Origin of the sequence: Bartonella sp. AA56HLJMS (genome assembly GCF_042197145.1) — a bacterium.
Taxonomy (GTDB): Bacteria; Pseudomonadota; Alphaproteobacteria; order Rhizobiales; family Rhizobiaceae; genus Bartonella.
Window position 1 is genome coordinate 1 of the sequence record NZ_JBHIRL010000066.1, and the last position, 2,120, is coordinate 2,120.

General features: G+C 39.0%; 1 pseudogene. It reads right to left on the bottom strand.

Annotated elements, in window-relative coordinates:
* A pseudogene (locus ACFINI_RS09795) lies at positions 1 to 2,120 on the bottom strand (hypothetical protein); the annotation flags it as partial.

Here is a 2,120-nt window from a genome sequence, read left to right on the forward strand (position 1 = left end):
ACACTCGTGTAATCAATGCCGCCATTATCACCCTCTTTTTTATCGTAATGAACAACAGCCGAGTCATCTGATTGAAGACTGTTAGAAAGCTTCTCTAATCTTTTATCAAGCTGACCTTTGTTAACAGCTTCATTATCCTTTGTTGCTTCACCAACACCTGAAAGTGTCCGATCCCCTTTGTCTTTATTTGCGATATTGATTTCATTGCCTTCTACTTCTGTACCAATATTGATAACCTTCGTATTATCATCCTGCTTGGCAAGGCTATCACTGACTACATTGATCACATCATTGTGAACATTCGTAATAGAACTTGCAACACCTGCAAGTGCTTCCGCTACACTATTGTAAACCTTTTCATCACCAGTGCTACCATCATCATTGACAGTTTTAAGTTTGAAGGTAGGTGCAACCCATTTTCCATTTTCATAGCCAGCACCTCCACCAAAATACGTCGCAACTGTTTGATTGATTGAATAAAGCTGATTGCCCGTGATCGCTTCTGTCGAACCTTTAGAAATTTCTCCATCTAAAAGAAACTTCAATTTGCTATTGTTTCCTTCCGTTCCATGCTTAGCTACAAATGCATTGGCTTCATTATTCCAATTCAAAGAATCCTGTGCGACTCCTTCAGAAACTTCCTTAATCCTCTGATTGACATTCTTGATATTTGTATCAAGTCCTTCAAAAGCTGAACCAACATTGGTAAAAGGTTTGGCTGTTATCTTACCATCTTTATCAATCTCCGATAAACTATAGGTCGGCCCTGTAAACGCACCATTATTAAAAGCTGCATTACCCCCTAAATAAGTAACAACCTTATCATTCGTTTCAAAAAGCTGACTACCCGTTACAGCATCTGTTGATTTAGCGCTAATCTCACCATTTGCTAGAAACGTAATTCTACTGTTTTCTTGTGTCCTTACAGCTCTGCCTTTTTCTTCTTTGCTCTTCTCATGACGCGCTATAAAGGCATTGGCTTCATCATTCCACAACAAAGCATTCTGCTCAATGGTCTGTGTAAGTTCATTGCTGTTCTTAGAAAGTTCATTATGAAGATCTGTCAGCGATGTATCAACACCGCTAAAGGCTGAACCAACATCATGATATGACTGACCTCCAACAACATACGTCGGAAGATTGCCTACAAGCACATCAGCACCACCACCTAAATAGCTCGATGTATTTTGAGAAACACTGTCTAGATTAGTAGTCACTGTCGTAACATTTTTATTAGTCGCAAATAACTGAGAGCCATTTACAACTTCTGTCGATTCTGCTGAAAGCACTCCTGCCTTAACACCTGAAAGTATCCGGTCTTCTTTCTTACTGTTGGCAATATTGAGTTCTGTACCTTCTACTTCTTTACCAATAGTGATAACCTTCGTATTATCATCCTGCTTAGCAAGGCTATCACTGACAACATTAGTTACATCATTATGAACATTCGTGATAGAACTCGCAACTCCAGCAAATGCTTCCGATACACTATTGTAAACCTTTTCCTCACCAGCACTACCATCAGAATTGACAGTTTTAAGCTTGAAGGTAGGTGCAACCCATTCTCCCTTTTCATTATAACCTGCTCCTCCACCAAAATACGTCGCAACTGTTTGATTGATTGAATAAAGTTGGTTGCCAGTGATCGCTTCTGTTGAACCTTTAGAAATTTCTCCATCTAAAAGAAACTTCAATTTGCTATTGTTTCCTTCCGTTCCATGCTTAGCTACAAATGCATTGGCTTCATTATTCCAATTCAAAGAATCCTGTGCGACTCCTTCAGAAACTTCCTTAATCCTCTGATTGACATTCTTGATATTTGTATCAAGTCCTTCAAAAGCTGAACCAACATTGGTAAAAGGTTTGGCTGTTATCTTACCATCTTTATCAATCTCCGATAAACTATAGGTCGGCCCTGTAAACGCACCATTATTAAAAGCTGCATTACCCCCTAAATAAGTAACAACCTTATCATTCGTTTCAAAAAGCTGACTACCCGTTACAGCATCTGTTGATTTAGCGCTAATCTCACCATTTGCTAGAAACGTAATTCTACTGTTTTCTTGTGTCCTTACAGCTCTGCCTTTTTCTTCTTTACTCTTTTCATGACGCGCTACAAA